We start from the raw sequence: 24,547 nt of genomic DNA on the forward strand, positions 1-24,547 counted from the left end.
CGGAAAAAGAGAAACAGGCCGTCCTCGAGCAGGTTAAGGCCCTTAACGCCGATAAACAGTCGCTGACTATTCGCCTCGCCGCTGCGGAGAAGGCGCAGCAGGCCGCTCTTGACCAGGCTAAAGCGCTTAACGCTGACAAACAGCCGCTGGCGACCCGGCTGGCCGCCGCGGAAAAAGAGAAACAGGCCGTCCTCGAGCAGGTTAAGGCCCTTAACGCCGATAAGCAGTCGCTGACTATTCGCCTCGCCGCTGCGGAAAAGACGCAGCAGGCTGCCCTCGATCAGGTCAAAGCCCTTAACGCCGATAAACAATCTCTGTCCACCCGGCTGGCCGCCGCGGATAAAGCGCCGCATGGCCCCGCTAACGACGCCGCTGCGCCAAAAAATGAGCCACCAGAGATGGCGGCCATAGTGGCAGCCTATCGCCTGCAGGCGGATAAAGACAACGCCCAGCTACGGATGAAAGAAGATGAAATCGAACTGCTGAGAACGCAGCTTTCTGTACAGTCCAAAACGCGCAGCGGCGAGAGCGCCGCCGCCAAACTCAGCGCATCGGGAGAACAGCAGGCTTATGCGATCGGCGCCTCGATGGGAAGCGAGGCGCTCAACGTCCTTACCACCCGTCGCACTCAGGGAGTTACCGTCGACGCAGGCCTGGTGCTGCAGGGCATCGAAGATGCCTTTCGCGGCCAGCTTCGTCTCGGAGAGCAGGAACGTAACAAGGCGCTGTTTGATGTGTCACAGCAGGTTTTTCAGAACCTGAATAAAATAGAGCAGAAAAACATCAGTGCCGGCAAGAAATATCAGCAGGCCTTTGCGCGCAAAAAAGATGTGGTTTTTAAAGAGGGCGTCTACAGCCGCGTCGATTACCCGGGTAAAGGAAAAATAAGCGGTAACGACCTGGTTACCGTGGTGATCAAAGAGATGCTGACGGACGGGACGGTGATCAACGATATGGAAGCGAAAGATCAGGCGCTTACGCAAAAGCTGGATGCCTATCCCCCGGTGTTTCGCGAACCGCTGAAGCGTCTACAGAACCACGGCTCCGTGACGCTCGTCGTCCCGCCTGAAAAGGCCTATGGCAGTAAAGGATTACCGCCAAAAATCCCGCCAGGCGCCACCATGGTTTATTCCGTGCGGATAGTAGATAGCCAACCCGAGCCGGCAAAATAGCCTCATCCTCTCCACCGCCCTTCCGGGGCGGTGGCTGTTATTCCTGCCTCATTGCTGCAATAACCGCCGTGCATCCTCATCTATAGTTGTCTATGATGTTGCACTCGTTTTACGGGTGTAACAGATGTTAACGAAGGAGGAGCCTTATCGTGGCCGATAATCCACTGTGGCATGAAACGCTGCATGACCATTTTGGTCAGTATTTTAGCGTTGATAACGTGCTGTACCACGAAAAAACCGATCATCAGGATCTGATCATCTTTGATAACCGCGCTTTTGGCCGGGTGATGGCGCTGGATGGCGTCGTACAAACCACCGAACGCGACGAGTTCATCTATCACGAAATGATGACCCATGTGCCGCTGCTGGCTCACGGCAACGCGAAGCATGTGTTAATCATTGGCGGCGGCGATGGCGCGATGCTGCGCGAAGTCTCTCGTCACCGTAGCATCGAAACCATCACCATGGTGGAAATCGACGCCGGGGTAGTTTCATTCTGCCGCCAGTACCTGCCGAACCATAACGCCGGCGCCTATGACGATCCGCGCTTTACGCTGGTGATTGATGATGGCGTCAATTTTGTTAACCAGACGACGCAAACGTTTGACGTGATCATTTCGGACTGTACCGACCCTATCGGCCCGGGAGAAAGCCTGTTCACCTCGGCTTTTTATGAAGGCTGCAAACGCTGCCTGAACCCGGGTGGGATCTTTGTTGCCCAGAATGGCGTCTGCTTCCTGCAACAGGATGAAGCGGTAGGCAGCCATCGCAAGCTAAGCCACTATTTTCGCGACGTCAGCTTCTACCAGGCGGCAATTCCAACCTATTACGGCGGGATCATGACCTTTGCCTGGGCGAGCGACAATGAGGCGCTGCGCCATCTCTCCAGCGAAATCATTCAGGCGCGCTTTCACAAAGCCAACCTGACCTGCCGTTACTACAATCCGGCAATCCATACGGCGGCCTTCGCCTTACCACAATATCTGCATGATGCTCTGTCCGCACCGTGACGCGAAATAAGGGGGTGAACTAAATTGAAAAAATTGAAGCTGCACGGCTTTAACAACCTGACCAAAAGCCTGAGTTTTTGTATCTACGATATCTGTTACGCCAAAACGGCAGAAGAGCGCGACGGCTACATCGCCTATATCGACGAACTCTATAATGCCAATCGCCTGACGGAGATCCTGACAGAAACCTGTTCTATTATTGGCGCCAATATCCTGAATATCGCCCGTCAGGATTATGAACCCCAGGGCGCCAGCGTGACCATTCTGGTCAGCGAAGAGCCTGTCGATCCCAAGCTGATTGACCAGACCGAACATCCTGGCCCGCTACCGGAAACCGTGGTCGCCCATCTCGATAAGAGCCATATCTGCGTGCATACCTACCCGGAGAGCCATCCGGAGGGCGGCCTGTGCACCTTCCGCGCCGATATCGAAGTTTCAACGTGCGGCGTCATTTCCCCGCTTAAAGCGCTGAACTATCTGATTCACCAGCTGGAATCGGACATTGTGACCATTGACTACCGCGTGCGCGGCTTTACCCGCGATATCAATGGGATGAAGCATTTTATCGATCATGAAATCAATTCGATTCAGAACTTTATGTCCGACGATATGAAGTCGTTGTATGACATGGTCGACGTCAACGTTTATCAGGAAAATATCTTCCATACCAAAATGTTGCTCAAGGAGTTTGACCTTAAGCACTACATGTTCCATACCCGACCGGAAGAGTTGACTGCCGAAGAGCGCAAGGTCATTACCGACCTGCTATGGAAAGAGATGCGCGAGATTTACTACGGCCGCAATATTCCTGCCGTGTAATCTATGAAATGCCCGGCGGCGCTTTTGCTTGCCGGGCCTGTAGTTCTGCGCCGCCCGACATAAAAGGCGTCATTAACGCTGCTGCATAAACTCACGATAGGCGGCGACCACCTGCAGGAAATCCTCAACACCGCACAGAGAGAGACTTTCTTCGTCGTAGTAGCTCATCCCCTCCTCGATTTCGTCGCCGGAAAACTCCAGCTGATTAGCGCGGATCATCACCTCTTCGCCATCCAGCCACAGCGTATATTCATGCCCGGCACGCTGCCAGGAACGCTCGCTGCCCTTCACGGTGCGCGCAGCCTGCTCCACTTCGTCCAGCAGAGCAAGATTGCCTTTCACCTCCTCGTTGAACCAGTGGCCAATCGCCTCGTGATCCATCGACATTCGCACCTTTACCACTCCGGTAATATCGCGCAGAAATTCGTAATCCATAGTCTTTTCCTCTGCAAGGGCAATGCGTCACCGCTGCACTGTACCCATGCAGTAATTATCGCAGCAGACAGAAAGAAAAAAAGCGTAGCGGGCGGGAGGTTTGGAAATAAAAATGCCCGGTGATGCAATGTTCACCGGGCATTGGAGAGTTTATCGCCAAACGGTCAGCCGGGCTGACCGAATGGTTTACACCGCGGTCTGGAAGATCACGCCGTCAGCTTTTTCAGTGTACTGATCCAGCTGGTTGAAATTCAGATAACGGTAGGTATCTTCCGCCGTCTTATCCACCTGCGCCACGAAGGTCTGGTACTCTTCCGGCGTCGGCAGTTTGCCGAGCAGCGAAGCCACCGCTGCCAGTTCGGCAGAGGCCAGATAGACGTTAGCGCCGGTACCTAAACGGTTCGGGAAGTTACGGGTAGAGGTGGAAACCACCGTCGCGCCGTCGGCCACGCGCGCCTGGTTACCCATACACAGAGAACAGCCAGGGATTTCGATACGCGCCCCGCTCTTACCAAACACGCTATAGTAGCCTTCTTCGGTCAGCTGCGCGGCATCCATACGGGTTGGCGGCGCCACCCACAGGCGAGTCGGCAGTTGGCCTTTGTGGCTGTCCAGCAGCTTACCGGCGGCACGGAAGTGGCCGATGTTGGTCATGCAGGAGCCGATGAACACTTCGTCGATCTTCTCGCCCTGCACATCAGACAGCAGGCGGGCATCGTCCGGATCGTTCGGCGCGCACAGAATCGGCTCTTTAATATCCGCCAGATCGATGTCGATCACTGCCGCGTATTCCGCGTCAGCATCGGCTTCCAGCAGCTGCGGATCCGCCAGCCATTTTTCCATGCCCTGGATACGACGCTCCAGGGTACGGCGGTCGCCGTAGCCTTCGGCGATCATCCACTTCAGCAGAACGATGTTGGAGTTCAGATACTCAACGATCGGCTCTTTATTCAGTTTGATGGTGCAGCCGGCGGCAGAACGCTCAGCCGAGGCATCGGTCAACTCGAACGCCTGCTCGACTTTCAGATCCGGCAGACCTTCGATCTCGAGGATGCGACCAGAGAAGATGTTTTTCTTACCTTTCTTCTCCACGGTCAGCAGGCCCTGCTTGATGGCGTACAGCGGGATGGCGTGGACCAGGTCACGCAGGGTGATCCCCGGCTGCATTTTACCTTTGAAACGCACCAGCACCGATTCCGGCATATCCAGCGGCATCACGCCGGTCGCGGCGGCGAAGGCCACCAGACCAGAGCCCGCCGGGAAGGAGATGCCGATTGGGAAACGGGTGTGGGAGTCACCGCCGGTACCCACGGTATCCGGCAGCAGCATGCGGTTCAGCCAGGAGTGAATCACGCCATCGCCCGGACGCAGAGAAACACCGCCGCGGTTCATGATGAAGTCCGGCAGAGTGTGGTGCGTGGTAACGTCAACCGGCTTCGGGTAGGCCGCGGTGTGGCAGAAGGACTGCATCACCAGGTCTGCAGAGAAGCCCAGGCACGCCAGGTCTTTCAGCTCATCACGGGTCATTGGACCGGTGGTGTCCTGAGAACCGACGGAGGTCATTTTCGGTTCGCAATAAGCGCCCGGACGGATACCGGCAACGCCGCAGGCGCGGCCAACCATTTTCTGCGCCAGCGAGAAGCCGCGGGTGCTTTCCGCCACGTCTTTCGCCTGACGGAAGACATCGCTGTGCGGCAGGCCCAGCGCTTCACGCGCTTTGGTGGTCAGACCGCGACCGATGATCAGCGGAATACGGCCGCCGGCGCGCACTTCGTCGATCAGCACATCGGTTTTCAGCTCGAAGCTGGCCAGCAGTTCGTTGGTCTCGTGGTTACGCACTTCGCCTTTGAACGGGTAAACGTCGATTACGTCGCCCATGTTCAGGTTAGATACATCAACTTCGATAGGCAGCGCGCCCGCATCTTCCATGGTGTTGAAGAAAATTGGCGCGATTTTACCGCCCAGACACAGGCCGCCGCCGCGCTTGTTCGGCACGTTCGGGATATCGTCGCCCATAAACCACAGCACCGAGTTGGTGGCGGATTTACGTGAAGAACCGGTCCCGACCACGTCGCCGACGTAGGCCAGCGGGTAGCCTTTCTGCTGCAGGGCTTCGATCTGTTTGATTGGGCCAACCACGCCCGGCTGATCCGGCTCAATGCCTTCGCGGGGGTTTTTGAGCATTGCCAGCGCATGCAGTGGGATATCCGGGCGCGACCACGCATCCGGCGCCGGAGAGAGATCATCGGTGTTCGTTTCGCCGGTGACCTTGAAGACGGTAACAGTGATTTTCTCTGCCAGCTGCGGACGGTTCAGGAACCATTCGGCGTCAGCCCAGGATTGCATAACCTGTTTAGCATGCTCGTTACCCGCTTTGGCTTTCTCTTCCACGTCGTAGAAGTTATCGAACATTAGCAGGGTATGGGAGAGCGCTTTCGCGGCAATCGGCGCCAGTTTCGCGTCGTCCAGCGCATCGATCAGCGGATGGATATTGTAACCGCCCTGCATGGTGCCCAGCAGTTCAACGGCTTTTTCAGGGGTAACCAGGGGGGAGGTCGCTTCGCCTTTGGCGATCGCGGCAAGGAATCCAGCTTTAACATAGGCGGCTTCATCGACGCCCGGCGGTACACGGTTAATCAGCAGGTCTAACAGGAATTCTTCTTCGCCCGCAGGCGGGTTTTTCAGCAGTTCTACCAGCGCGGCCATTTGGGTTGCATCTAAGGGTTTGGCAACAATCCCCATGGCGGCACGCTCAGCTACGTGCTTACGGTATTCTTCTAGCACGACGGTTCTCCTCGCTCTCATTGTCATAATGCGGCCTACACGTCTTCAATCAATCTGCCTCTGTCCTGGCTTAGCTTGCCGCGTGACGCATCTTGAAGGATTTAGTGGCTGGGCGATTTTCTTCACGCTCCTGTGAGACAGCAGTTTGTAGGGTAAATGCCCGATACCGCGTCGGCAGCATAGCAGGATTTTTGAAAGGTGTTAATCTGTTTACAAAAAAGCAACATTAAAATTTAGCTGAATCGTTAAGGGCAGGATATTGCAGGCTTTCTGTTCAAATCCCACGACAAAAATTCCTTTCTGTGTACAACGCCACGGGCCGATCCCAACAATAATCAATAAAAAGCCATACCGCTTACTTATACTCAGCAAACGCGCCGTTTTCGCAGATACTTTAGCGAGATGGGTTACTTTTTGGGTCAGGAGTTTCCATGTCACTGCCGTTCAAACCCCATATTATCGCCCTGCTCTGTAGCGCTGGCTTACTCGCGGCGGCAGGAACACTCTATGTGCAAAGCCGAACCCCAGCGACGATCGCTGAACCGCCTGCGCAGCAAGCGCCAGCGCCCGCAGCGTCGACGACACAGCCGGTGGCCGCCACTTACACCCAGGCGCAAATTGATCAGTGGGTCGCCCCTATCGCGCTCTACCCGGACAGTCTGCTGTCGCAGGTGTTGATGGCCTCCACTTATCCCGACAACGTCCTGCAGGCGGTCCAGTGGTCCCAGGATAACCCCGCGATGAAAGGGGATGCGGCCGTGCAGGCGGTTGCCAGCCAGCCGTGGGACCCTAGCGTCAAATCTCTTGTCGCTTTCCCTGCCCTGCTGGCGATGATGGGCGAGAATCCGCCCTGGGTGGAAAATCTTGGCAATGCGTTTTTGGCCCAGCCGCATGATGTGATGGATTCAGTGCAGCGCCTGCGCGCCATTGCCCAACAGACCGGGACGCTGAAATCCACACCGCAGCAGAAAGTGATTGTCACCCCTGCCGCACCGGTTTCAGCCAGCAGCAGCACGGCAGCAACCGCAACCGCCCACACAGCGGCGCCTGCGCCCACGCAGGTCATTAAAATAGAGCCGACCAATCCACAGGTGGTCTATGTTCCCAGCTATAACCCCTCCACCGTCTATGGTACCTGGCCGAACAGCGCCTATCCGCCGGTCTATCTGCCGCCCCCTCCCGGGGAGCAGTTTACCGATAGCTTCGTCAAAGGCTTCGGGTACAGCCTCGGCGTGGCCACCACCTGGGCGCTGTTCAGCAGTATCGACTGGGATGATGATGACCATCACCATCACGATGACGACTACCACCACGGCGATTACTCGCATAATGGCGATAACATCAATATTAATGTAAATAATTTCAATCATATAACAGGAGAAAACCTGCCGGGAAACCACGTTAACTGGCAGCACAATCCTGCCTATCGCGGACACACACCGTATCCCGATAATACGGTAGCTCAGCGCTTCCATCAGACCAACGTTTCCGGCGGACTGAGCGCGACCCAACATGCGCCAGTCGATCGCGAAGCGCAGCGCCAGGCAGCGATGACCCAGCTGCAGCATAACGTACCGACGGCCACAGCGGGCAATCTGGCGGCAAACAACGCCTCACGCGACGCCCAGCGTCAGGCGGCCTCGGCGCAGCTGAAGCAAGCCACCCAACGCAGTAATTACCGCGGTTACGACAGTACGCCGACCCAACAGCAGCGTCGCGAGGCGGCAAAAACGCAGCTGAAAAACCCCACGCCGCAGCAACAGCAGCGTCGAGAAGCCGCCAGGAGCCACGAGCAGAACCGCACACCTCAGCAGCAGCAGCGCCGGCAGCAGTTCCAGTCCGCCACGCCAGCCCAGCGTCAGCAGACGCTCAGCCATCTGCGCGCCAACGCCCTTAGCGGCAACGAAAGCCGCGCCCCCTCCTGGCAAGCGCAGCAGGAACGAGGACTGCAGAGCCGCCAGTTTTCCGGCGTAAACCGCGAGTTACGCGAGGGCGCCAGAGAACGTCTTTCCGAACACCATGAACTGCGTCGCCGCTAAGGATGAGCAGAATGAGAAACTCATTATCCGTTGCCCTGTTTACGTTAATGCTGTCGCCGCTTGCCGCCTTCGCCCAACAGCAGTTTGCCACGCCGGAACAGGCCGCAACTGCGCTGGCCGAAGCGATCAGCCAGCCTAATGAAGCCGCGCTGAGCGAAGTACTCGGCGATAACTGGCAGCAGTTTTTACCCACGGACGGGATCGACCCTGCCGCCGTCGATCGCTTTCAACGCGACTGGCAGGTGAAACATGTCATCATCCAGCAGGGTGGCAAAGCCTGGCTCGATGTCGGTAGCGAGGCATGGCGTCTGCCCGTGCCTATCGTAAAAACGTCTGAGGGATGGCGCTTTGATATGGCCGCTGGCGAAGAGGAGATCCTCACCCGCGCCATCGGCCGCAATGAGCTGTCGGCGATCGCCGCCATGCATGCCTATGTTGATGCCCAGCAGGACTATTATCATCTGAACCACCGCTGGGCGCAGAAAATCATCAGTAGCGAAGGCAAAAAAGATGGCTTGTACTGGCCAACTTCGCCGGGCGAAGCGCCAAGCCCGCTCGGTCCGGCCTTTAGCCCGACGGTGCCCGGTAGCGGCTACCATGGCTATCGCTTTCGAATTATCGCCGGTCGCGATGACCAGAGCGTCGCCTTGCTGGCCTGGCCGATAGCCTGGGGTGAAACCGGCGTGATGAGCTTTATGATCGATCAACAGGATAGGGTCTATCAGGCCAATCTCGGTGAAGAGAGCGCCGCAAAGGCACAGGAGATAACGCGCTTTACCCCCGACGCTGACGCCGGCTGGCAGGTGGCAGAACCTTAAAAAAAACGCCCGGTTGCACTCACGCAACCGGGCGTTTTCATTCACTTAGCCCTGGTGAGGCATCAGAGAAGGATCGCCGGCAAAGGCTGGTTTTGTACTGGATAATGCCGCTTCGTCAGCGCTGATGCTACCGGAATTCGCCGCCCATACCCCTTCATTGGTCTTCGTCACCTGCTGATGCTGGGCATTCAGATCCTGGCCCATCGCCGCAATGTGGGTCGTTTCCGTACCGCCGCTGTTGTCCGCCCAGGGAATGTTGGCGTCAGCGGCGTAAGCCACACCGGTAAAAAACGTTGCAGTGACAAGCGCTGTGGTTAAAAAGCGTTTCATCTCACACCTCATCGATATCGTTAACTACCTATAAGTTTACTGAGTGACTATTTTCAAAGTATGTATGAGGTGTAGCGGTTTATGAACAGTGACATAGTTCTAAACATCAGGCATAAAAAAAGCGGCTCCCGGAGCCGCTTATGCTTTTTTCCTGAAAGAAAAAGTTACTTTTTCTTCGCTTTGGCGTTTGGCAGGTCGGTGATGCTGCCTTCGAACACTTCCGCCGCCAGGCCAACGGACTCGTGCAGAGTCGGGTGAGCGTGGATGGTCAGAGCGATGTCTTCAGCGTCACAGCCCATCTCGATAGCCAGGCCGATCTCACCCAGCAGCTCGCCGCCGTTGGTGCCGACAATCGCGCCGCCGATAACACGGTGGGTCTCTTTGTCGAAGATCAGTTTGGTCATACCATCTGCGCAGTCAGAAGCGATAGCACGGCCGGAAGCAGCCCACGGGAAGGTGGCGGTTTCGTAGCTGATGCCTTTCTCTTTCGCTTCTTTCTCGGTCAGACCGACCCATGCCACTTCTGGTTCAGTGTAGGCGATGGATGGGATCACTTTCGGATCGAAGTAGTGTTTCAGACCGGAGATAACTTCTGCGGCAACGTGGCCTTCATGGACACCTTTGTGCGCCAGCATCGGCTGACCGACGATATCGCCGATAGCAAAGATGTGCGGCACGTTGGTGCGCATTTGTTTGTCAACGCGGATGAAGCCGCGATCGTCAACTTCCACGCCAGCTTTACCTGCATCGAGGTTTTTACCATTCGGTACGCGGCCGATAGCGACCAGCACTGCGTCGTAACGCTGCGCTTCCGCCGGTGCTTTTTTACCTTCCATGGAAACGTAAATACCGTCTTCTTTCGCTTCAACGGCAGTCACTTTGGTTTCCAGCATCAGGTTAAATTTCTTGCTGATGCGTTTGGTGAAGACTTTCACCACGTCTTTGTCGGCAGCCGGGATAACCTGGTCGAACATTTCCACCACGTCAATCTCTGAACCCAGCGCATGGTATACGGTACCCATTTCCAGACCGATGATACCGCCGCCCATCACCAGCATGCGTTTCGGTACAGATTTCAGTTCCAGCGCGTCGGTGGAGTCCCATACGCGCGGATCTTCATGCGGGATAAACGGCAGCTGAATCGGACGGGAACCCGCCGCGATGATAGCGTTGTCGAAGTTGATCACGGTTTTGCCGTTTTCGCCTTCCACTTCCAGGGTGTTAGCGCCGGTAAATTTACCCAGACCGTTAACCACCTTCACTTTACGACCTTTGGCCATGCCAGCCAGACCACCGGTCAGCTGAGTGATGACTTTTTCTTTCCAGGTGCGGATCTTGTCAATGTCAGTTTTCGGTTCGCCGAAAACGATGCCGTGTTCGGCCAGCGCTTTCGCTTCTTCGATAACTTTTGCCACGTGCAGCAGCGCTTTAGAAGGGATACAACCCACGTTCAGACAAACACCACCGAGGGTGCTGTAACGTTCTACGATGACGGTTTCCAGACCTAAATCAGCGCAACGGAAGGCTGCAGAGTAACCTGCGGGGCCTGCCCCAAGTACCACGACCTGAGTTTTGATTTCAGTACTCATCATGACCTCTGTAATTTATATCCGGCGGGTCTGACGCTATTATTCTTACGCCCAAGTCCACCGGGACGTTCTATCCGCGTGTATTTTACAAAATTGTTAACAATTTTTAAACAACAAACGGCAAACGATTTTGTCCTTTGTTGCTGATAATCCCCAACAGCCTGAGGTTATCAGAAAAAAGCCGGCCGTCAGGCCGGCTTTTTCGATTACATCACCAGGCGGCGAATGTCGCTCAGGGTGTTGTTAATGATGGTAATGAAGCGGGCACCATCAGCACCGTCGATGACGCGGTGGTCGAAGGACAGAGAGATCGGCAGCATCAGGCGCGGCACAAACTCTTTACCATTCCATACCGGCTCCATCGCGGACTTAGACACGCCGAGGATGGCCACTTCCGGCGCGTTAACAATCGGCGCGAAGTGGGTGGTACCCAGGCCGCCGATGCTGGAGATGGTGAAGCAACCGCCCTGCATTTCGCCAGCCGTCAGTTTTCCATCGCGCGCTTTCTTCGAGATGGTGGTCAATTCACGAGACAGCTCGGTGATGCTCTTCTTGTTCACGTCTTTGAAGACCGGAACCACCAGACCGTTCGGGGTATCCACCGCCACACCGATGTTGATGTATTTCTTCAACGTCAGGCGCTGACCATCTTCGGAGAGCGAGCTGTTGAAGCGCGGCATCTGCTCAAGCGCAGCGGCAACCGCTTTCATGATGAAGACCACTGGAGTGAATTTCACGTCCAGTTTACGCTTCTCAGCTTCGGCATTCTGCTGCTTGCGGAACGCTTCCAGATCGGTGATATCGGTTTTGTCGAAGTGGGTAACGTGCGGGATCATCACCCAGTTACGGCTCAGGTTGGCGCCAGAGATTTTCTGGATACGACCCAGCTCCACTTCTTCGACTTCGCCAAACTTGCTGAAGTCAACCTTCGGCCACGGCAGCATGCCCGGGATACCGCCGCCAGCGGCAGCCGCCGGTGCGGATTCAGCGCGTTTAACCGCGTCTTTCACGTAGGCCTGAACGTCTTCGCGCAGGATACGACCTTTACGGCCGGTGCCTTTCACTTTCGCCAGGTTAACACCGAACTCGCGCGCCAGGCGGCGAATCAGCGGGGTCGCGTGAACGTAGGCATCGTTTTCAGCGAATTCGCTTTTACCTTCTGCTTTCGCAGCCGGCGCAGCGGCAGGCTTAGCGGCCTGAGCCGGGGCAGCAGCTGGTGCCGGGGCAGCAGCCTGAGCCGGAGCGGCGGCAGGCGCAGCGCCTTCCACTTCGAAGACCATGATCAGGGAACCGGTTTTGACTTTATCGCCGGTGCTGATTTTGATCTCTTTAACGATACCCGCGAACGGCGCCGGAACTTCCATAGAGGCTTTGTCGCCCTCTACGGTGATCAGGGACTGTTCCGCCGCGACTTTATCGCCGACTTTAACCATCACTTCGGTGACTTCAACTTCGTCGCCGCCGATGTCCGGGACGTTAACATCTTTCACGCCTGCTGCGGCAGCCGGAGCCGCAGCAGCCGGCGCGGCAGCCTGTGCCGGAGCGGCTGCAGGCGCAGCGCCCGCCACTTCGAAGATCATAATCAGGGAGCCGGTGGAAACTTTATCGCCGGTATTGATTTTGATCTCTTTGACGGTACCGGCGAACGGCGCCGGAACTTCCATAGAAGCTTTATCGCCTTCTACGGTGATCAGGGATTGCTCAGCGGCGATGGTGTCGCCCACTTTAACCATGATCTCAGTGACTTCGACTTCATCGCCGCCGATATCCGGGACGTGAACTTCTTTCGCTGCCGCGGCAGCCGCTGGAGCAGCGGCTGCCGGAGCGGCTTCTTTCTTCTCTTCCTGCGCAGGTGCAGCGGCGGCTGCACCTTCGGCGGAATCGAAAATCATAATCAGTTTGCCAGTCTCGGTTTTGTCGCCGACGGAGACTTTAATCTCTTTCACGACGCCAGCCTGCGGAGACGGGACTTCCATAGAGGCTTTGTCGCCTTCTACGGTGATCAGCGACTGTTCAGCTTCTACTTTGTCGCCAACTTTGACCAGGATCTCGGTGATTTCAACTTCATCAGCCCCGATGTCCGGTACTTTGATTTCGATAGCCATTATTCTTTTACCTCTTACGCCAGACGCGGGTTAACTTTTTCTGCATCGATGTCGAATTTCGCGATAGCGTCAGCCACCACTTTCTTATCGATTTCACCACGTTTAGCCAGTTCGCCCAGCGCTGCTACGACCACATAGGAAGCATCGACTTCGAAGTGGTGACGCAGGTTTTCACGGCTGTCGGAACGACCGAAGCCATCGGTACCCAGTACGCGGTAATCATCAGCCGGTACGTAAGTACGAACCTGCTCAGCGAACAGTTTCATATAGTCAGTGGATGCCACTGCCGGAGCGTCGTTCATTACCTGAGCGATATACGGCACGCGCGGGGTTTCCAGCGGGTGCAGCATGTTCCAGCGTTCGCAATCCTGGCCATCACGCGCCAGTTCGGTGAAGGAGGTAACGCTATACACGTCGGAACCCACGCCGTAGTCTTTCGCCAGGATCTGCGCTGCTTCACGCACGTGACGCAGGATAGAACCGGAGCCCAGCAGCTGAACTTTACCTTTGCTACCTTCGATGGTTTCGAGTTTGTAGATACCTTTACGGATACCTTCCTCGGCGCCTTCCGGCATGGCCGGCATGTGGTAGTTTTCGTTCAGCGTAGTGATGTAGTAGTAAACGTTCTCTTGCGCTTCGCCGTACATACGGACCAGACCATCATGCATGATGACAGCCACTTCATAGGCGTACGCCGGGTCGTAAGAGATACAGTTCGGGATAGTCAGCGACTGAATGTGGCTGTGACCATCTTCGTGCTGCAGACCTTCGCCGTTCAGGGTAGTACGACCGGAAGTCCCGCCAATCAGGAAGCCGCGAGCCTGCTGATCGCCAGCCGCCCAGCACAGATCGCCGATACGCTGGAAGCCGAACATCGAGTAGTAGATGTAGAACGGGATCATCGGCAGGTTGTTGGTGCTGTAAGAGGTCGCAGCAGCCAGCCAGGATGCGCCTGCGCCCAGCTCGTTGATCCCTTCCTGCAGAATCTGGCCTTTCTCGTCTTCTTTGTAGTAAGCAACCTGCTCACGGTCCTGCGGGGTATACTGCTGGCCGTTCGGGCTGTAAATACCGATCTGACGGAACAGACCTTCCATACCGAAGGTACGCGCTTCGTCGGCGATGATCGGCACCAGACGATCTTTGATCGACTTGTTCTTCAGCATCACGTTCAGGGCGCGAACGAAAGCGATAGTGGTAGAGATTTCTTTGTTTTGCTCTTCCAGCAGCGCGCTGAAGTCGGCCAGGGTCGGCAGCTCGAGTTTCTCAGTGAACTTCGGCTGACGAGTCGGCAGATAGCCGTTCAGCTTCTGACGCTGAGCGTGCAGGTAAGTGTGCTCTTCGGAACCTTCCGGGAAGGTTACGTACGGCAGTTTTTCGAGATCGGCATCCGCCACCGGCACATTGAAACGATCGCGGACGTAGCGAACACCGTCCATGTTCATTTTCTTAACCTGGTGCGCGATGTTCTTACCTTCAGCGGTATCGCCCATACCATAACCTTTAATGGTATGCGCCAGGATCACGGTCGGCTGACCTTTGGTCTCCTGCGCTTTCTTCAATGCAGCGTAGACTTTCTTCGGATCGTGACCACCGCGGTTCAGAGCCCAGATCTGCTCGTCAGTCCAGTCAGCGACCAGGGCAGCGGTTTCCGGATATTTGCCGAAGAAGTGCTCACGAACGTAAGCGCCGTCTTTGGATTTGAAGGTCTGGTAGTCGCCGTCAACGGTTTCGTTCATCAGCTGAATCAGCTTACCGCTGGTGTCTTTACGCAGCAGCTCATCCCAACGGCCGCCCCAGATAACCTTGATAACGTTCCAGCCAGCACCACCGAAGATGCCTTCCAGTTCGTTAATGATTTTGCCGTTACCGGTGACCGGGCCGTCCAGACGCTGCAGGTTGCAGTTGATGACGAAGACCAGGTTGTCCAGTTTTTCACGGGTGGCGATGGTGATAGCGCCTTTTGATTCCGGCTCATCCATCTCGCCGTCGCCCAGGAAGGCGTAAACGGTTTGTTCGGAGGTGTCTTTCAGACCGCGGTGTTCCAGATATTTCAGGAATTTGGCCTGATAGATAGCGCCCAACGGCCCCAGACCCATGGATACGGTCGGGAACTGCCAGAATTCCGGCATCAGTTTCGGGTGCGGATAAGAGGACAGACCCTTGCCGTGAACTTCCTGGCGGAAGTTGTCCATCTGCTCTTCGGTCAGACGGCCTTCCAGGAACGCACGTGCATATACGCCCGGAGAGATGTGACCCTGGAAGTACACCAGATCGCCGCCATCTTTCTCAGTGCGCGCACGGAAGAAGTGGTTGAAGCAGACTTCGTAGAAGGTCGCGGAAGACTGATAGGACGCCATGTGGCCGCCCAGTTCGAGATCTTTTTTCGACGCGCGCAGAACGGTCATGATGGCGTTCCAGCGAATCGCAGAACGAATGCGACGTTCCAGATCCAGATTGCCCGGGTATTCCGGCTCATCTTCAACGGCAATAGTGTTGACGTAGTTGCCGGCGGAAGCGCCTGCAGCAACCTTCACTCCGCCTTTACGGGCTTCAGAAAGGAGTTGGTCAATCAGATACTGAGCGCGCTCAACACCTTCTTCACGGATGACCGATTCGATCGCCTGTAGCCAGTCGCGAGTTTCGATCGGATCCACGTCATTGTGTAAACGTTCTGACATGGGGGTATTCCTTATCTATCTAATCGTTGATTAATCTGGAACCTGTCCCATTGAACTCTTCGTTCTTCACGCTGGAACAACCAAAAATTCAATAAGACAGGTTCTGCGTTTAGTTGCCGCGCTCTAAAAATGGCGCTTAAGAACCGGAGTTCTCGTCCTTTCGTTGCTGTAAACGACGCAGTGAGCGCTCTCGACGGCTCTGCTCACGACTACGATCCAGCAAAATTTCCTCAATGAACGCCAGGTGACGGTGCGACGCTTCACGCGCCTGCTCCGGCTCCCCGGCCATTATCGCCTCGAAAATGCGAGTGCGATGGTTGCTGACCAACGGGAGCATTTCCCGCCGGGCATACAGCAATTCAAAGTTCTGACGCACGTTTTGCGCCAACATCGGCTCCATACACCTTAGCAGATGAAGCAACACCACATTGTGTGCCGCCTCGGTGACGGCGATTTGATACTGGACGACGGCGCCGGACTCAGCGTCCAAATCGCCCGACTGCTGAGCGCGTTCAATAGCCTGATGCAGCTCACGGATACGGTCGCGATCCTCATCATTGCTGCGCAGCGCCGCGTAATAGGCCGCGATGCCTTCCAGCGCGTGACGGGTCTCAAGCAGATCGAATTGGGATTCAGGGTGATCGGACAGCAGCTCAACCAGCGGATCGCTGAAGCTCTGCCACAGGCGGCTCTGAACAAACGTTCCACCTCCCTGACGACGAAGCAACAAGCCCTTGGCTTCGAGGCGTTGAATCGCCTCACGCAGCGAGGGGCGGGAAACGTCGAACTGTTTAGCCAGTTCGCGTTCTGGCGGGAGTTTTTCACCGGGGCGCAAGGTCCCCTCAAGAATCAGAAACTCCAGCTGCTGCTCTATCACATCGGATAATTTTGGTTGGCGGATTTTGCTGTAGGCCATATTCCCTGTCTCTGCCATTAGCCCGGAGTCAATTGGTCTTACCAATTTAAAGTTCGTAGCGCTAAAGTAACAAAGTATTCACCTTCTGTCCATACAGGTTTTGATTGAAATCAGTAAACCCGGGACATTTTAACAACCTTACAGAAATAACATTTCAGAAATGTAACCTTGCACAAATGTTACGTTTACTCACAAAGAGGTAGCCTTAACTTTATAGAAACGAAAAATTACGCTTTCTGAACCGATTCAACGCTGCAATAAATGAATATAGAGTCATTTACAGTGAATAAATAATGACAAAGCAGCATGCATCAAAATACGACAGATTGTGACTATTGATGTCTTTTTAGACACATCGTCATCATCCCTTCATAAAGCAGGTGCATTCAAACGCGCTTACCACTATTCTGCCGGAGACGAAAGGCCTTTTTCGGAATTACCACACAGCCTTCCGTAAACAAAACAATACAGAAACGGAAGTTCCAAAATACACAAACACAACAATATGTGCGCGCCATCACTCAGGTAAAAAGTGGGCCACTTCGCCCAAATTTTCGCTGGCTATGCTTTCAGGCAGGGACAGCAGTGAAGCAGCAACCTGACGGATGACGTACACAAAAAATAACCACACACGAGGTTTCATATGGAAGGTCAACAGCACGGCGATCGGCTGAAGCGCGGCCTGAAAAACCGTCACATTCAGCTCATCGCGCTGGGCGGGGCTATCGGCACCGGCCTGTTTCTGGGGAGCGCGTCCGTCATTCAGTCCGCCGGCCCGGGTATCATTCTTGGTTACGCTATCGCCGGTTTTATCGCTTTCCTGATCATGCGTCAGCTGGGCGAAATGGTGGTGGAAGAGCCGGTGGCCGGCTCATTTAGCCACTTTGCTTACAAATACTGGGGCGGTTTTGCCGGCTTCGCCTCCGGCTGGAACTACTGGGTACTGTATGTCCTGGTGGCCATGGCGGAACTGACCGCCGTTGGCAAATATATCCAGTTCTGGTGGCCGGAAATCCCTACCTGGGCCTCGGCGGCGGTCTTCTTCATCGCCATCAACGCCATTAACCTGACCAATGTCAAAGTGTTCGGTGAAATGGAATTCTGGTTCGCGATTATCAAAGTGGTCGCCGTAGTAGCGATGATTTTGTTCGGCGGCTGGCTGCTGTTCAGCGGCAACGGCGGCCCGCAGGCGACGGTACGTAACCTGTGGGACCAGGGGGGCTTCCTGCCGCACGGCTTTTACGGGCTGGTGATGATGATGGCGATCATCATGTTCTCCTTTGGCGGCCTGGAGCTGGTGGGGATCACCGCCGCGGAAGCGGATAATCCGGAGCAAAGCATTCCTAAAGCCACCAATCAGGTTATTTACCGTATTCTGATCTTCTATGTTGGTTCGCTGGCGGTGCTGCTCTCCCTGCTGCCGTGGACCCGCGTCACCGCGGACACCAGTCCGTTCGTCCTGATCTTCCATGAACTTGGCGATACGCTGGTGGCAAACGCTCTGAACGTGGTGGTGCTGACGGCAGCGCTGTCGGTTTATAACAGCTGCGTGTACTGCAACAGCCGTATGCTGTTCGGCCTTGCTCAGCAGGGCAACGCGCCAAAAGCGCTGCTCAGCGTCGACAAACGCGGCGTGCCGGTGAATACCATTCTCGTCTCGGCCCTGGTCACTGCGCTGTGCGTGCTGATCAACTACCTGGCGCCTGAATCTGCTTTCGGTCTGCTGATGGCGCTGGTGGTCTCAGCCCTGGTCATCAACTGGGCGATGATCAGCCTCGCGCATATGAAATTCCGTCGCGCCAAAAAGCAGCAGGGCGTGGTCACGCGTTTCCCGGCCCTCTTCTATCCGCTGGGCAACTGGCTGTGCCTGCTGTTTATGGCGGCGGTGCTGGTGATTATGCTGATGACCCCGGGGATGGCGATTTCCGTCTGGCTGATCCCGGTATGGATTGCGGTGCTGGGCGTGGGCTACCTGTTTAAAGAGAAAGCCGCCGCCACCATAAAAGCACAATAATACATCTCATCAATACTTCACTTTGCTCTGCGCCCTCCCCTGAATAATGGGTGCAGAGCATTGTTATCTGCTTCACACTTTCCCCTCCATAGCTTATTTATCCATATCGTCAACGAGTTCCTGCAACGTATTTCTGCCAACCGCAGCCAATAATTCTCTCCATACTGCAACGGAGAGACCGCACATGGCAGAGAACACGCTTTCAATAAGAGAAAAGATTGGTTACGGGATGGGTGATGCCGGATGCAATATTATCTTTGGCGCCATCATGCTGTTTGTGAACTATTTTTACACTGATATATTCGGACTGGCGCCGGCGCTGGTCGGCGTACTTCTGCTCTCGGTGCGAGTCATCGATGCGGTAACCGACCCTATCATGGGCGCTCTTGCCGACCGCACCCGTAGTAAATATGGTCGCTTTCGTCCATGGCTGCTGTGGATCGCCTTCCCCTACGCCCTGTTCAGCGTCCTGATGTTCACCACTCCTGAGTGGACCTACAATAGCAAAGTCATCTATGCGTTTGTGACCTACTTTCTGCTGTCGATTACCTATACCGCGATTAATATTCCCTACTGCTCGCTGGGAACGGTGATGACCGCCGATCCGAAAGAGCGTGTTGCCTGCCAGTCTTATCGTTTCGTCATGGTGGGTATCGCCACGCTCCTGCTGTCATTGACGCTGCTGCCAATGGCCGACTGGTTCGGCGGCGCCGATAAAGCGAAGGGCTACCAGATGGCGATGACCGTGCTGGCCTTTATCGGTATGTGTATGTTCCTGTTCTGCTTCGCCACCGTGCGCGAACGTATCCGCCCGGCGGTGCAGACGAATGACGAACTGAAAAAAGATCTGAAAGACGTCTGGAAAAATGACCAGTGGGTGCGCATCCTGCTGCTCACGCTGTGCAACGTCTGTCCGGGCTTTATCCGCATGGCCGCCACCATGTACTACGTCACCTGGGTGATGGGACAAAGCACCCATTTTGCCACCCTGTTTATCAGCCTCGGCGTAGTTGGGATGATGATTGGCAGCATGCTGGCGAAAGTCCTGACCGACCGCTGGTGCAAACTGCAGGTTTTCTTCTGGACCAATATCGTGCTGGCCGTGTTCTCCTGCGCCTTCTATTTCTTTAATCCACACGCCACCACGCTGATTATGGTGCTCTACTTCCTGCTCAACATTCTGCATCAAATCCCTTCCCCGCTACACTGGTCGCTAATGTCCGACGTTGATGACTACGGCGAATGGAAAACCGGCAAGCGCATCACCGGTATCAGCTTCTCCGGTAATCTGTTCTTCCTGAAGGTCGGCCTGGCGGTCGCCGGGGCAATGGTCGGTTTCCTGCTGTCATGGTACGGCTACGACGCCGGCGCGAAAGCGCAAAGCGCCTCCGCGCTGAACGGTATCGTGCTGCTATTCTCAGTCATTCCCGGCGTCGGCTATCTGATCACCGCCGGCGTGGTGCGCCTGCTGAAGGTTGACCGTACCCTGATGCGCCAGATTCAGAGCGATCTGGAGAAGCGCCGCAGCAACTACAGCGAGCTGAACGAATACCAGGAACTGAAAACCAGTGAACACGTAAGGAAAGCCTGATGAACAACTGGCCAAACCCCTTTATTGAACAGCGTGCAGACCCCTTTATCCTGCGCCATCTTAGCCACTACTACTTTATTGCCTCGGTGCCGGAATACGACCGGCTGGAGATCCGGCGCGCGGTAACCCTTGAAGGATTACGCGATGCTGAGCCGGTCGTGGTTTGGCGCGCGCCGCAAAGCGGGCCGATGAGCCAACTGATTTGGGCGCCGGAGCTGCATGAAATAGACGGTAAGTGGTATATCTATTTTGCCGCCACCCATACTCACGATCTGGATGCGCTGGGGATGTTCCAGCATCGCATGTTCGTTCTCGAGTGCGCTGACAGCGATCCGCTGACCGGCCGCTGGCAGGAAAAAGGCCAGGTGGTCACGCCTTTCGATACCTTCGCCCTCGATGCCACCACTTTTACCCATCAGGGGAAACGCTGGTATCTGTGGGCGCAAAAATCCCCGCATATCGAAGGCAACTCAAACCTGTATCTCGCCGAAATGGCTAACCCGTGGACGTTAAAAGGCGAGCCGGTCATGCTGAGCAAGCCGGAGTTCGACTGGGAGTGCCGGGGATTTAAGGTCAACGAAGGGCCTGCGGTACTGATGCATGGCGATAAGCTATTTATCAGCTATTCCGCCAGCGCCACCGATGAAAACTACTGCATGGGGTTGTTATGGATCGACCGGCAGGCCGATCCGCTGCAGCCGGGAAACTGGCATAAAGCTCCGCAGCCGGTGTTCCGCACCAGCTATGAAAACCGCCAGTATGGCCCAGGTCATAATAGTTTTACCCAAACGCCGGAAGGGGAAGATGTGCTGGTGTATCACGCGCGGAATTACACCGAGATAGAAGGCGACCCGCTGTATGATCCCAATCGCCATACGCGGTTAAAGCTGGTCAGCTGGCGGGAAGACGGGATGCCCGACTTCGGTATTCCACCGGCGGATACGCTGTAGCGGTTCGGAATGTTACCCGCTGGCGCGGGTTCTCCAGGCCGGGTCAGGCGAAGCCGCCGCCCGGCAACATGACCAGCACGGCGTCTGATATATCGCCCGGCGGCGCTGTTGCTTGCCGGGTCTACTTGACGTGAGCCTGCGGGTGACTCGCCAGGCCGGATAAGCGCAGCGCCATCAGGCAACAAAAGCCCCGCAGGTACGTACATCGTGGCAGGCAGCGCGTGGGCTCAGGCCGTTAAACCAGGGTACCGTAAATCGTCAGCAGCGCCATAATCACCACTACCACCAGCGAAGTCTTCTTAGCCATCGATACCGCAGCCTTCGGCGTCGCTACTTTATCCACGTGCGGCTCACGGGCCAGGGAATACTGCGCCAGGCGGGTCAACACCTGATACTGCGACGAATGGCGGTCGCCCAGCGAAGCAAACCACGCCGGGAGCGCTTTTTCACCATGGCCCACCAGGGCATAGACCACCCCCACCAGACGCACCGGCAGCCAGTCCACAATATGCAGGATACCATCGATCCCGGACTGCAACCGGTGGTGCGGCGTCTGGTAGCGCGCCAGCCATGTCTGCCAGGCGCGCAGTACGCTGTAGGCGATAAGCGTCAGCGGGCCCCAGGCGCCCCCCACGACAAACCAGAAAAGCGGCGCCAGATAGTATCGATAGTTAATCCACAGCAGCGCATTTTGCAGTTCGCTAAGGTACTCACGCTCATCACAGCCCGGCGGCACGCCGTGAATCAGCGTCAGCTCGCTGGCCATGGCATCGCAGGCGCGACTGTCATTGCGCGACGCCGCTTTCAGATAGGCATGGTAGTGCAGCCGAACTTTGCCGGCGCCAATGCATAGCAGGCCCAGTAAAATCCAGAACACCAGCAGCGGTATGTTAAACAGCTGCCCCTGCAGCAGACGCTGAATGATATACACGACCGCGACGGCCACCAGCGTCATCAGCAGCGTGCCCGGTAACGAGAAATGTTTTATCCGGCGAAACGCCACCTCCAGCCGATGATCAAGCTGCCAGTGTTCGCCCAGCTTAAACAGCCGTTCGGCGATAAGCACCAACAGCGTCGTAAACAGCGTCATGAGGTCTCCTTTTCTGACGGGGCGCTGAGCAGCGCACGGTATTTTATCCAGTCAAAGGCCGGTCCTGGATCGGTTTTCCGCACGGGCGCGATATCGCTGTGGCCCGCAATGTTTTCGGCGATAGCCGGATAAAGCGCGATCAGCAGATCCGTCACCGCCGCCAGCTGCCGGTACTGCGCGTCGGTATACGCCAGAGTATCGGTGCCTTCCAGCTCTATGCCGATGGAAAAGTCATTGCAGCGTTCGCGTCCCTGATAACAGGAGACGCCCGCATGCCACGCCCGCTTATCGAAAGGCACATACTGCACGATTTCGCCATCACGGCGAATCAGACAATGCGCCGAAACGCGCAGATGAGCAATCTCGGCAAAGAAAGGATGCGCGTGCGGATCCAGGGTACCAGTGAACAGCGCATCAATCCACGGACCACCAAATTCCCCCGGAGGCAGGCTAATGTTATGCACCACCAGTAAGGAAGGGGTCTCTTCATCCGGACGGCAGTCATGGTGCGGCGAGGGAACCCGACGCGCGCCGACCAACCACCCCTCGTTCAACTGCATGCGGGATCTCCTTTCGCGAACTCATGCTTCCGGGCCACACGCCGGCCCAAAGGATGAAGTGTGTATGGTACTGAAACGTCGTTCAGGTTAGCATGTTTCCCACTTCTGAATCTTATCTATCTGGAGCTTTATCATGTCGCCTCGTCGTTACAACCCCGACCGCCGCCGTGACGTGCTGCTGGAACGTATTAATCTCGATATTACCGATGCTGTCGCACACTCCCTGCGGGAAGATCTGGGCGGCGAAGTCGACGCCAACAACGATATTAGCGCGCAATTATTGCCGCAGGATGCACGCTCCCATGCGGTGGTCATTACTCGTGAAGATGGCGTCTTCTGTGGCAAACGCTGGGTGGAAGAGGTCTTTATTCAGCTCGCCGGTGACGACGTGAATATCACCTGGCACGTGGCCGACGGCGATGCGGTCAAAGCCGACCAGCCGCTGTTCGAATTGGAAGGCCCGTCGCGTATTCTGCTCACCGGCGAACGCACGGCGCTGAACTTTGTGCAAACCCTCTCCGGCGTCGCCAGCGTCGTCCGTCGCTATGTCGACCTGCTCGCCGGCACCAAAACCCAACTGCTGGATACGCGCAAAACGCTGCCAGGGCTGCGTACCGCGCTGAAATACGCGGTACTCTGCGGCGGCGGCGCCAACCATCGACTGGGCCTGTTCGACGCGTTCCTGATTAAAGAAAACCACATTATCGCCTCCGGATCGATCCGTCAGGCAGTGGAAAAGGCGTTCTGGCTGCATCCTGATGTGCCGGTGGAAGTGGAAGTGGAAACCCTGGATGAACTGGAGCAGGCGTTAAAAGCCGGGGCCGATATCATTATGCTCGATAACTTCACCACCGACCTGATGCGCGAGGCGGTGAAAATTACCGCAGGCCAGGCGGCGCTGGAGGTCTCCGGCAACGTTACCTTTGACACCATCCGCGAATTCGCCGATACCGGCGTCGACTATATTTCCGTCGGCGCCCTGACCAAACATGTGCAGGCGCTCGACCTGTCGATGCGCTTCCGCTGAGCAACAGGCCTTCACGCTTCCGGGCGTGAAGGCCTGAATTTGCGGCCCGCCTCGCAGTCGCCCGTGCTCACCATGAAATCCAGATAAAAACCCTGGAACCCGCTTTCCCGGATCGTTTTCGCCCCCTCGCCTGCGCCCCTCAATCCCTTCACAGTGCTCCTGTCACAACAAGGAGCGACTTATGGATAAACAACGAGGTTTTACCCTGATTGAACTGATGGTGGTTATCGGAATCATCGCCATTCTTAGCGCCATCGGCATCCCGGCCTACCAGAACTACCTGCGTAAAGCCGCCCTCACCGACCTGCTGCAGACCTTTGTCCCTTACCGGACAGCCATCGAACTTTGCGCGCTCGATCATGGCGGCCTAACGCCATGCGACGGCGGCAGCAACGGCATTCCCTCGCCGACAACCACGCGCTACCTTTCCGCCATGAGCGTGGCCAAAGGGGTCGTCACCCTCACCGGTCAGGAGAGTCTGAACGGACTGGGGGTCACCCTGACGCCGACCTGGGACAATGCCGAGGGCGTCACCGGCTGGCAGCGCGTCTGCACCATCACCGGCAATAGCGCGCTTCAGCAGGCCTGCGAAGACGTTTTCCGGGTGAAGTGAGGGCGAA

At 56.1% G+C, this 24,547-nt stretch carries 19 protein-coding genes; 10 read left to right on the plus strand and 9 right to left on the minus strand.

Going from position 1 to position 24,547, the window contains the following annotated elements; translation table 11 throughout:
• From RRF55_RS10020 to speD, 3 genes are all read left to right on the plus strand, one after another.
• A partial coding sequence (locus tag RRF55_RS10020) for an FKBP-type peptidyl-prolyl cis-trans isomerase (RefSeq protein WP_214163686.1) occupies nucleotides 1-1,172 on the plus strand: 1,172 nt, incomplete at its 5' end.
• 149 nt (nucleotides 1,173-1,321) lie between these two features.
• Complete coding sequence (gene speE / locus RRF55_RS10025) at nucleotides 1,322-2,182, plus strand: polyamine aminopropyltransferase (RefSeq protein WP_002888741.1); 861 nt, start codon at nucleotides 1,322-1,324, stop codon at nucleotides 2,180-2,182.
• Between the two features lie 24 nt (nucleotides 2,183-2,206).
• Nucleotides 2,207-3,001 (plus strand): adenosylmethionine decarboxylase, encoded by a 795-nt coding sequence (gene speD, locus RRF55_RS10030; protein ID WP_002888739.1) that lies wholly within the window; start codon nucleotides 2,207-2,209, stop codon nucleotides 2,999-3,001.
• A gap of 72 nt (nucleotides 3,002-3,073) precedes the next feature.
• On the opposite strand, the gene yacL is transcribed toward speD, so the two are convergent.
• Nucleotides 3,074-3,436, minus strand: a complete 363-nt coding sequence (gene yacL, locus RRF55_RS10035) for a protein YacL (protein WP_002888737.1) — start codon at nucleotides 3,434-3,436, stop codon at nucleotides 3,074-3,076.
• Nucleotides 3,437-3,622: 186 nt separating this feature from the next.
• Nucleotides 3,623-6,220, minus strand: a complete 2,598-nt coding sequence (acnB, locus tag RRF55_RS10040) for a bifunctional aconitate hydratase 2/2-methylisocitrate dehydratase (RefSeq protein ID WP_002888735.1) — start codon at nucleotides 6,218-6,220, stop codon at nucleotides 3,623-3,625.
• Between the two features lie 431 nt (nucleotides 6,221-6,651).
• On the opposite strand from acnB, the gene RRF55_RS10045 reads away from it, so the two are divergent.
• Nucleotides 6,652-8,259 (plus strand): DUF3300 domain-containing protein, encoded by a 1,608-nt coding sequence (locus tag RRF55_RS10045; protein WP_004177401.1) that lies wholly within the window; start codon nucleotides 6,652-6,654, stop codon nucleotides 8,257-8,259.
• Between the two features lie 11 nt (nucleotides 8,260-8,270).
• Nucleotides 8,271-9,077 carry a DUF2950 family protein gene (locus tag RRF55_RS10050; protein ID WP_004177402.1) on the plus strand — a complete coding sequence of 269 codons (807 nt, stop codon included), beginning with the start codon at nucleotides 8,271-8,273 and terminating at the stop codon, nucleotides 9,075-9,077.
• A 45-nt stretch (nucleotides 9,078-9,122) separates the two neighbouring features.
• Here RRF55_RS10050 and RRF55_RS10055 read toward each other — a convergent pair whose 3' ends face one another.
• From RRF55_RS10055 to pdhR, 5 genes are all read right to left on the minus strand, one after another.
• On the minus strand, nucleotides 9,123-9,407 hold the full coding sequence (locus RRF55_RS10055) for a hypothetical protein (protein ID WP_061891838.1): 285 nt from the start codon (nucleotides 9,405-9,407) through the stop codon (nucleotides 9,123-9,125).
• A 164-nt stretch (nucleotides 9,408-9,571) separates the two neighbouring features.
• Nucleotides 9,572-10,996, minus strand: coding sequence for a dihydrolipoyl dehydrogenase (gene lpdA / locus RRF55_RS10060; RefSeq protein WP_002888731.1), 1,425 nt, complete (start codon nucleotides 10,994-10,996; stop codon nucleotides 9,572-9,574).
• A gap of 206 nt (nucleotides 10,997-11,202) precedes the next feature.
• On the minus strand, nucleotides 11,203-13,101 hold the full coding sequence (gene aceF / locus RRF55_RS10065; protein WP_023312666.1) for a pyruvate dehydrogenase complex dihydrolipoyllysine-residue acetyltransferase: 1,899 nt from the start codon (nucleotides 13,099-13,101) through the stop codon (nucleotides 11,203-11,205).
• A gap of 14 nt (nucleotides 13,102-13,115) precedes the next feature.
• Nucleotides 13,116-15,779: a pyruvate dehydrogenase (acetyl-transferring), homodimeric type gene (gene aceE, locus RRF55_RS10070; protein ID WP_002888700.1), complete on the minus strand. Its 2,664-nt coding sequence runs from the start codon at nucleotides 15,777-15,779 to the stop codon at nucleotides 13,116-13,118.
• Between the two features lie 136 nt (nucleotides 15,780-15,915).
• Nucleotides 15,916-16,695 carry a pyruvate dehydrogenase complex transcriptional repressor PdhR gene (pdhR, locus tag RRF55_RS10075; RefSeq protein ID WP_002888699.1) on the minus strand — a complete coding sequence of 260 codons (780 nt, stop codon included), beginning with the start codon at nucleotides 16,693-16,695 and terminating at the stop codon, nucleotides 15,916-15,918.
• A gap of 643 nt (nucleotides 16,696-17,338) precedes the next feature.
• Here pdhR and aroP point away from each other — a divergent pair.
• The 3 genes from aroP (at nucleotide 17,339) to RRF55_RS10090 (ending at nucleotide 21,250) form a co-directional block, all read left to right on the plus strand.
• On the plus strand, nucleotides 17,339-18,709 hold the full coding sequence (gene aroP / locus RRF55_RS10080) for an aromatic amino acid transporter AroP (RefSeq protein WP_004147090.1): 1,371 nt from the start codon (nucleotides 17,339-17,341) through the stop codon (nucleotides 18,707-18,709).
• A gap of 184 nt (nucleotides 18,710-18,893) precedes the next feature.
• Entirely contained in the window at nucleotides 18,894-20,300 is a 1,407-nt protein-coding gene (locus tag RRF55_RS10085) for a glycoside-pentoside-hexuronide (GPH):cation symporter (protein WP_004145929.1), read from the plus strand.
• Complete coding sequence (locus tag RRF55_RS10090) at nucleotides 20,300-21,250, plus strand: glycoside hydrolase family 43 protein (RefSeq protein ID WP_004147088.1); 951 nt, start codon at nucleotides 20,300-20,302, stop codon at nucleotides 21,248-21,250. Before RRF55_RS10085 ends, RRF55_RS10090 begins: the two co-directional genes overlap by 1 nt.
• Nucleotides 21,251-21,485: 235 nt before the next feature.
• On the opposite strand, the gene ampE is transcribed toward RRF55_RS10090, so the two are convergent.
• Together ampE and ampD are read right to left on the minus strand one after the other, a co-directional pair.
• Nucleotides 21,486-22,340 carry a beta-lactamase regulator AmpE gene (gene ampE / locus RRF55_RS10095; protein ID WP_004177406.1) on the minus strand — a complete coding sequence of 285 codons (855 nt, stop codon included), beginning with the start codon at nucleotides 22,338-22,340 and terminating at the stop codon, nucleotides 21,486-21,488.
• Complete coding sequence (gene ampD, locus RRF55_RS10100) at nucleotides 22,337-22,900, minus strand: 1,6-anhydro-N-acetylmuramyl-L-alanine amidase AmpD (RefSeq protein WP_002888692.1); 564 nt, start codon at nucleotides 22,898-22,900, stop codon at nucleotides 22,337-22,339. The genes ampE and ampD overlap by 4 nt, the downstream gene beginning before the upstream one ends.
• Nucleotides 22,901-23,033: 133 nt before the next feature.
• Between ampD and nadC the strand changes: the two genes are divergently transcribed.
• Both nadC and ppdD read left to right on the plus strand, forming a co-directional pair.
• The gene (nadC, locus tag RRF55_RS10105) at nucleotides 23,034-23,927 is read left to right on the plus strand and encodes a carboxylating nicotinate-nucleotide diphosphorylase (protein WP_002888684.1); all 894 of its coding nucleotides are present in this window, start codon (nucleotides 23,034-23,036) and stop codon (nucleotides 23,925-23,927) included.
• A 181-nt stretch (nucleotides 23,928-24,108) separates the two neighbouring features.
• Nucleotides 24,109-24,540: a prepilin peptidase-dependent pilin gene (gene ppdD, locus RRF55_RS10110; RefSeq protein WP_002888683.1), complete on the plus strand. Its 432-nt coding sequence runs from the start codon at nucleotides 24,109-24,111 to the stop codon at nucleotides 24,538-24,540.
• Nucleotides 24,541-24,547 lie beyond the last annotated feature (7 nt).

The organism is Klebsiella sp. K47, assembly GCF_051858335.1.
Lineage (GTDB): Bacteria > Pseudomonadota > Gammaproteobacteria > Enterobacterales > Enterobacteriaceae > Klebsiella > Klebsiella pneumoniae.